Here is a 7046-nt window from a genome sequence, read left to right as displayed (position 1 = left end):
GCGGCTCCGGCCGGCCAGGCGGCAGCCGAGGCAGTCGGCGTGGGCGGTCATGGTGTCCCGCACCCGCCACGGCCACTGCTGCTCCGGGCGCGGACCGCTGGGCTTGCCCCAGCCGGCCAGGTGCAGGACCCAGGTGACGACGGCGGCCAGGACGGCCAGCGCGCCCCCGAGCCACAGGCCCGCCACCGACCCGGCGCACAGCGCCACCCCGGCCACCGTGAAGCCGGTCAACGCGACCGCCGTGCCGGTCCACCCGGCGACGGTGTGGCCCATGTCGTGGCTGCCGTGCAGGGCACTCATCGCTTCCTCCGGGGGATGTGGGGGCATGGCACGTAGGCTGGAGAGACCGTTTATCTCACGAGCTAAGTATCTTAGAGACTAAGAGGAATCCGCATGCAGGGCAAGCCCCGTCCGGCGGCGACGGCCGCACAGGCACTCGCGGGCATGGACCAGCTGATCGCGCTCAGCCACATCGGGCAGCAGGACATGGCGCAGCGGCTCGGGCTGAGCAGCACCGACCTCACCTGCCTCGGCCACGTCATCGGCGCGGGCGAACAGCCCATCACCGCCGGCGAGCTCGCCGCCCGCGCCGGGCTGACCACCGGCGCCGTCACCGGCGTCGTCAACCGGCTGGAACGTGCCGGGTACGCCCACCGGCAGGCCGATCCGGCGGACCGCCGACGGGTGCGGATCGTCCCCGAGGAGACCGCCAACCTCCGTGTGATGGAGCTCTACCAGCCGTTCTACGAGCGGCTGAACGCGCTGTTCGCCGACTACACCCCGGACGAGGTCGCGGTCCTGACGGACTGGTTCACCCGCACCACCGACCTGATGCGCACCCGCCTGGAGGAGATCCGGCACGGCTGACCGCGCCTGCCCCGGATGCCGCCGCCCGCCCGCGGCAACCGGCGATACCCCCGGCTACTCGCGCGCGGCCGCCCAGTCGTACGGCGCCGGCAGCAGCTCGGCGATCCCGACCGACCGGGGCCCGCCGGGCGCGCCCACGATCACCCGGATGTCGGGGAAGCAGTCGGCCAGCACCTGCCGGCAGCGGCCGCACGGCGGGATCACCCCCCGCTCACCGTCGGCGACCGCGACCATGGTGACCAGGTCGTACGCGCCCTGCCCCGCGGCCGCGCCGATCACGGTCAGCTCGGCACACGGACCGCCGGTGAAGTGGTACACGTTCATCCCCGTGACGATCCGTCCGTCGGCGGCCCGGGCCGCGGCGGCCACCGTGTGCCGGTCACCGGACGCGTAACGGGAGACCACCGCCTCGGCGGCCTCGACCAGCTCCAGGTCGGCGGCGTCGGCGGCTGTGCTCACGGGCGGACTCCCTGGTCGGACGCGGGAACGGGGGCGGCGAGGCAGACATGAACGGGGCGGGCACCGGCGCCGCGCGGGGCCGGCCCCGTCCACGATAGGGCGCCCGACCGGCCCGGCCCGGCGGATCGCTCCCGGCGCGCCGCCGGACCGGGCGGCGCACTCGCGCAATACCCGCATCCGCCGTGAACGCCGTGAACCGGTCAGGTCAGGTCAGGCCCAGGTACCGGGCCAGCGGGTCGTCCCGGCCGGGAGCCAGCAGCAGCGGCGCCAGCGCGCGGCACCAGGCGAGCACCCGGTCGCCGTCGGCCGCGGGCACCAAGGCGGCCAGCTCCTCGATCCGGGCCGTCAGCTCCGCCGGGCCGCCGACCCCCGCCACCGCCCAGTCGACCAGGTCGAAGTCGGGATCACCCAGACAGGGGCGGGGATCGATCGCGACCGGGCCGTCCGGGCCGTCCAGCACGTTGGCGGGGTGCAGGTCGCCGTGGACCAGCGCAACCGGGCCGCCGGCGGCCAGCTCCCGAGCGGCGCCGCGGCAGCGCTCCGCCACCGGCACGTCCCGGCGCAGCGCCAGGTCGAACACCAGCTCCGTCCGCTCGGCCAGCCGCGGCAGTCCCGGCGGCAGCCCGACCGGTGCCCGCAGGGCGGCCAGCAGCCGCCCCACCTCGGCGGTCCGCCACGGCCGGCCGCGCAGGGTCGACCCCGGCTCGACCCCGGCCAGCAGCAGCGCCCCGGCCGCCGGCTCGTACGCCAGCAGCCCGACCACCGACGGCACCGCGGCCCAGGCCGTCAGGGCCAGTGCCTCCTGGCGGGCGATCAGCGGATCAGGCGTCAGCTTCAGCCACACCGGGGTCCCGTCCGGCCCGCGCGCGCAGCGGTACAGCAGCGCCGTGCCGCCGCCGCCCGCGGCCAGCACCTCCAGGTCCCAGCGCTCGGCCAGCCCGGCCACCAGGTCCGGCACCTCCCGGTACCAGGCCAGGGCCGCCGGCCCGAACCGCCGGACCAGCCGCTGCGCGCCCCCGGCGCCTGGGCCGTCCACCACCGGGTGCTGTCCGGCCGCTTCCACCGCTCCCCCTTCGATCGATCCGTCCGCCCCCGATTCTGGCAGGGCCCGATTCTGGCAGGGCCCGCCGCCGGCCCGGCGGAGCGGGAGCGGGACCCGGGTGGATACCGGCGGCGGGCGGGGGCAGGCGTGGGGTCACGGACACGCGAACAGAGGAGGAGTACCGATGAATCTCGTCATGGTCCTGCTGCTGGCTCCGCTCGCCCTGGCCGCCGTCGTCACCGCGCTCACCCCCGGCAGCCAACCCCGCCACCGCGGCCGCCGGGCGCCCGGCGCGGCCCGGCCCACCGGCGCCGCACCGCGCCACCGTCTCGGCTGACGGAGGATCGGGGAGCGCGGCCGGCGGGCCGGGTCAGGTGGTCAGGTGGTCTTCCTGGCCCGGCTCGGCTGCACCCGGGCGGGCTCGCCCGGCATCTTCGGGTGGTCCGGCGGGTACGGCAGGTCGCCGAGGTCCTGCCGGTGGTACAGCTCCAGCACCGGGTCCAGCGAGAACGCGTGCTGCTCGATGTCCGCGTGCACGTCCCCCAGTTCGGCGAACCGCTCGGGCACCGTGCGCAGGTCGAAGTCGGTCGGGGCGACGTCCGGCACCTCCTCCCAGCGCAGCGGGGTGGACGCGGTGGCCTCCGGCCGGGGGCGCAGCGAGTACGGGGAGGCGATGGTCCGGTCCCGGGCCATCTGGTTGTAGTCCACGAAGATCCGCTCGCCGCGCTCCTCCTTCCACCAGGCGGTGGTCACCCGGCCGGGCATCCGCCGCTCCAGCTCGCGGCCGAGCGCGATCACCGCGTGCCGGCAGTCGGTGAAGGTCCAGCGCGGCTCCAGCGGCACGTACACGTGCAGGCCGCGCCCGCCGGAGGTCTTCGGCCAGCCCCGCAGCCCGTACTCCTCCAGCAGGCCGCGCAGTTCGAGGGCGGCTGCCACCGCGTCGTGGAAGTCGGTGCCGGGCTGCGGGTCGAGGTCGATCCGCAGCTCGTCCGGGTGCTCGGTGTCCGTGCGGCGCACCGGCCAGGGGTGGAAGGTCAGGCAGCCGAGGTTGGCCGCCCAGAGGACGGCGGCCGGCTCGTTCGGGCAGATCTCGTCCGCGGTACGGCCGCTCGGGAAGGCGATCCGGGCCGTCGGCAGCCACTCCGGCAGGCCCTTGGGCGCGCGCTTCTGGTAGAAGAACTCGCCGGTCACCCCGTCCGGGAAGCGTTGCAGCGTGGTCGGCCGGTCGCGCAGCCCGCGCAGCACGCCGGGCGCCACCGCCAGGTAGTAGCGCGCGATGTCCAGCTTGGTGTAGCCGCGCTCGGGGAAGTACACCTTGTCGGGGTTGGAGAGCCGCACCGCCCGGCCGTCCACCTCCAGCTCCACAGCTCCTGCCATGGCCCCACGCTAGGCCGGGCGCGCCGAGGGGGGCGTATCGGCGCGCGGAGGGGCTGTCGGGCCGCCACCATCGGAGCATGCAGCTACCCGTGATGCCGCCCGTCCCGCCGATGCTCGCCAAGTCCGTGGCCGAGATCCCGCCCGGCATGCAGTACGAGGCCAAGTGGGACGGCTTCCGGGCGATCGTCTTCCGTGACGGCGACGAGGTGGAGATCGGCAGCCGCACCGGCAAGCCGCTCACCCGCTACTTCCCCGAGGTGGTCGCGGCCTGCCTCCGGGAGCTGCCGGAGCGCTGCGTACTGGACGGCGAGATCGTGATCGCCCGGGACGGGCGGCTGCGCTTCGAGGAACTGCTGGAGCGCATCCACCCCGCCGCCTCCCGGGTCCGCACCCTCGCCGAGCGCACCCCGGCCTCCTTCCTCGCCTTCGACCTGCTCGCCCTCGGCGACCGCGCCTTCGACCAGGAGCCGCTCGCCGAACGCCGGGCCGCCCTCGCCGAGGCCCTGGCCGGTGTCGCCGCCCCGGTGCACCTCGCGCCCGCCACCACCGACCTCGGCCTCGCCCGTACCTGGTTCACCCAGTACGAGGGCGCCGGCCTGGACGGTGTGGTGGCCAAACCGCTGGACGCGCCGTACCGGCCCGGCGAACGGACCATGTTCAAGGTGAAGCACCAGCGCACCGCGGACTGCGTGCTGGCCGGCTACCGCGAGCACAAGAGCGGCCCGGTGGTCGGCTCGCTGCTGCTCGGCCTGTACGACGACACCGGCCGGCTCCAGCACGTCGGGGTCAGCGCCTCGTTCCCGATGGCCCGGCGTCGCGAACTGGTCGAGGAGCTGCAGGAGTTGCGGATGGACTCGTTCACCGGCCACCCCTGGGCCGAGTGGACCGAGGAGAGCGCCCAGGCCGCCTCCCGGCTGCCCGGCGGCCAGAGCCGCTGGACCGGGAAGAAGGACCTCTCCTGGGTGCCGCTGCGTCCCGAACGCGTCTGCGAGGTCGCCTACGACCACATGGAGGGCAGCCGCTTCCGCCACACCACCCAGTTCCGCCGCTGGCGCCCCGACCGGGACCCGGCGAGCTGCACCTACGAGCAGCTGGTGGAACCCGTCTCGTACGACCTCGGGGAGCTGCTCGGGCCGTAACTGCTCGGACCGCAAGGGGGAGCGGGCGGAAGGAACTGCGCCCGGGGCTCGTCCCACTTTCAACCTACAGCCGGGTGGGGGCCTTGCCGCAAGGCCCCCACGGTGGGCCAGAATCCATCCTCCCGACCCCACCACCGCTCCGCCGAGGAGGACCCTTCCGATGCGCTTCCTGCTGTCCACCATCGGGTCTCGAGGTGACGTCCAGCCGATGGCCGCGCTGGCGTCGGAGCTGAGCGGGACCGGGCACCAGGTGCGGGTGTGCGCGCCGCCCGACTTCGGCGAGTGGATCGAGGGCCTGGGGATCCCGTTCGTCCCGATCGGGCCCGAGCTGCGCACCGCCGCCGCCTCCGGGCCCCGGCCCGCGGCGGCCCGGCCGACGCCGGAGCAGCTGCGCCGGCTGGCCCGGTCCACCGTCGACGCCCAGTTCGCCACCCTTCCCGCGGCGGCCGACGGCTGCGAGGTCATCGTGGCGGGCGGGGCGCTGCAGATCGCGGCCCGCTCGGTGGCCGAGCAGCTGGGGATCGGCTACGTGTACGCGGGGTACTGCCCGACCACGCTGCCCTCCCCGCACCATGCGCCGCCGCCGCTGACCGCACTGGGGCAGCGCCCGGCGCCGGCGGCGGCCGACCACCTCGGGCTCTGGGCCGAGAACGCGGCGCACCTCAACGACACCTTCGGCGCCGCGCTCGCCGAGCACCGGGCGGCCGTCGGGCTCGCGCCGGTCGACGACGTCCGGAGCCACCTGTTCACCGACCGGCCCTGGCTGGCCGCCGACCCGGTGCTCGGACCCTGGCCCGGGAGTCCCGGCGGGCCGGAGGTGGTGCAGACGGGTGCCTGGCTGCTCACCGACGAGCGTCCGCTGCCCGCGGAGGTGACGGCCTTCCTGGAGGGCGGCGAGCCGCCGCTGTACTTCGGCTTCGGCAGTATGCGCGCACCGCAGGACCTCGCGGCGACGATGCTCGGCGCCGCCCGCGCGCTGGGCCGCCGGGCGATCGTCTCCCGCGGCTGGGCCGGACTCGCGCCGGCCGACGGCGGCGCCGACTGCCTGTCCATCGGCGAGATCAACCAGCAGCTGCTGTTCCCCCGGGTCGCCGCGGTCGTCCACCACGGCGGAGCGGGCACCACCACGGCGGCCGCCCGGGCCGGCGCGCCGCAGGTCGTCCTGCCGCAGATGTACGACCAGTACTACTGGGCCGGGCGGGTCGGGGAGCTCGGAATCGGGACCCCGCACCCGAAAGGTGCTCCGACGGTCGACTCGCTGACCGCCGCGCTCGGCCGGGTGCTGCGGCCCGGGGTGGCGGCCCGCGCCCGGGCCGTCGCCGCGACGGTCCGCACCGACGGTGCGGCCACCGCCGCCCGGCGCCTCACCGAGCGGACAGCGGTCTGAGGCGGCCGGGCCGGTGCGCTCAGCGGCGGTTGCGGGGGTGCTGCTTGGCGGTGCGTTCGTTGCCGTGCTTGTAGTGGCCGGTCCACCGGGCCATCACCAGCTGGGCGTCTCCGGATTCGGCCTCGGTGGTGAACTCGGCGGCGCGCGGTCCGCGCAGCTTCGCGGCGACCTTGCCGTGGTGCCACACCACGACGGTCCCGTCGGGGCGCTGGTCGTAGCTGAATCCGGATGGTGACGGCATGGGTTCCTCTCGGCGTGGTGCAGGGACGCCCGTACCTTGGCAAGACCGTGCGGCGGGTGCAACGGGTTTTCCGGCTGCAGGCCGCGGGCCGCGGTCCGCGGCGCCGGTTCAGGGGCGGGCGGTGGCGACCAGGACGGCGATGCCGTCCAGGATGCGCTGCAGGCCGAACTCGAACAGCAGGTCCAGGTCGAAGTCGTACCCCTCGGTGGCGAGGCGGTCCAGGGTCGGGAAGCCGCCGGCGGCGAAGACCGCCCGCAGTTCGGGCTCGTGGGCGTCCATCCACTCCTCGCTGTCCAGGCCGGTCGCGGCCTGCGCCTCGGCCTCGGTCTCCAGGTTGACCGCCGTGCCCCGGATGTAGTTGATCAGCGCCAGGTAGCAGGTGAAGGCGGTCTGCAGGTCGAGGCCCTGCCCGGCCAGCGTCGCCAGCACCCACTCGCTGAACGGCATCGCGCCGGGCAGCGGCTGAGGCCTGGTCAGCGACATCGCCGGGGCCAGCCACGGATGGCGGCGGAAGGTCGACCACAGGTCGCGGGC

At 75.3% G+C, this 7046-nt stretch carries 10 protein-coding genes; 4 read left to right on the top strand and 6 right to left on the bottom strand.

The features are described from left to right. Positions 1-300: HGxxPAAW family protein (locus AA75_RS37935; RefSeq protein WP_033824987.1), on the bottom strand; the 300-nt coding region annotated here is incomplete at its 3' end. A gap of 93 nt (positions 301-393) precedes the next feature. Between AA75_RS37935 and AA75_RS37930 the strand changes: the two genes are divergently transcribed. Continuing rightward, on the top strand, positions 394-867 hold the full coding sequence (locus AA75_RS37930; protein ID WP_033824986.1) for a MarR family winged helix-turn-helix transcriptional regulator: 474 nt from the start codon (positions 394-396) through the stop codon (positions 865-867). 54 nt (positions 868-921) lie between these two features. Here AA75_RS37930 and AA75_RS37925 read toward each other — a convergent pair whose 3' ends face one another. Both AA75_RS37925 and AA75_RS37920 read right to left on the bottom strand, forming a co-directional pair. Next, positions 922-1326: a cytidine deaminase gene (locus tag AA75_RS37925; protein ID WP_033824985.1), complete on the bottom strand. Its 405-nt coding sequence runs from the start codon at positions 1324-1326 to the stop codon at positions 922-924. Positions 1327-1531: 205 nt separating this feature from the next. Further along, positions 1532-2389, bottom strand: coding sequence for an aminoglycoside phosphotransferase family protein (locus tag AA75_RS37920; RefSeq protein ID WP_233289362.1), 858 nt, complete (start codon positions 2387-2389; stop codon positions 1532-1534). 163 nt (positions 2390-2552) lie between these two features. Between AA75_RS37920 and AA75_RS50310 the strand changes: the two genes are divergently transcribed. After that, positions 2553-2705, top strand: coding sequence for a hypothetical protein (locus AA75_RS50310; RefSeq protein WP_158515637.1), 153 nt, complete (start codon positions 2553-2555; stop codon positions 2703-2705). A gap of 41 nt (positions 2706-2746) precedes the next feature. On the opposite strand, the gene ligD is transcribed toward AA75_RS50310, so the two are convergent. Then, the gene (ligD, locus tag AA75_RS37915) at positions 2747-3745 is read right to left on the bottom strand and encodes a non-homologous end-joining DNA ligase (RefSeq protein WP_199520512.1); all 999 of its coding nucleotides are present in this window, start codon (positions 3743-3745) and stop codon (positions 2747-2749) included. Positions 3746-3822: 77 nt separating this feature from the next. On the opposite strand from ligD, the gene AA75_RS37910 reads away from it, so the two are divergent. Both AA75_RS37910 and AA75_RS37905 read left to right on the top strand, forming a co-directional pair. Then, entirely contained in the window at positions 3823-4884 is a 1062-nt protein-coding gene (locus AA75_RS37910; protein ID WP_033824983.1) for an ATP-dependent DNA ligase, read from the top strand. 160 nt (positions 4885-5044) lie between these two features. After that, the gene (locus tag AA75_RS37905) at positions 5045-6271 is read left to right on the top strand and encodes a glycosyltransferase (protein ID WP_033824982.1); all 1227 of its coding nucleotides are present in this window, start codon (positions 5045-5047) and stop codon (positions 6269-6271) included. A 19-nt stretch (positions 6272-6290) separates the two neighbouring features. Here AA75_RS37905 and AA75_RS37900 read toward each other — a convergent pair whose 3' ends face one another. Together AA75_RS37900 and AA75_RS52930 are read right to left on the bottom strand one after the other, a co-directional pair. Continuing rightward, entirely contained in the window at positions 6291-6512 is a 222-nt protein-coding gene (locus AA75_RS37900; RefSeq protein WP_033824981.1) for a hypothetical protein, read from the bottom strand. Between the two features lie 108 nt (positions 6513-6620). Next, positions 6621-7046 (bottom strand): TetR/AcrR family transcriptional regulator C-terminal domain-containing protein (locus AA75_RS52930; RefSeq protein ID WP_033824989.1); only part of this gene is annotated, 426 nt, incomplete at its 5' end.

Origin of the sequence: Kitasatospora sp. MBT63, assembly GCF_000710465.2 — a bacterium.
Taxonomy (GTDB): domain Bacteria; phylum Actinomycetota; class Actinomycetes; order Streptomycetales; family Streptomycetaceae; genus Kitasatospora.
Note: the sequence above shows the minus strand (reverse complement) of the source record. Positions and strands in the feature narration are given on the sequence as shown.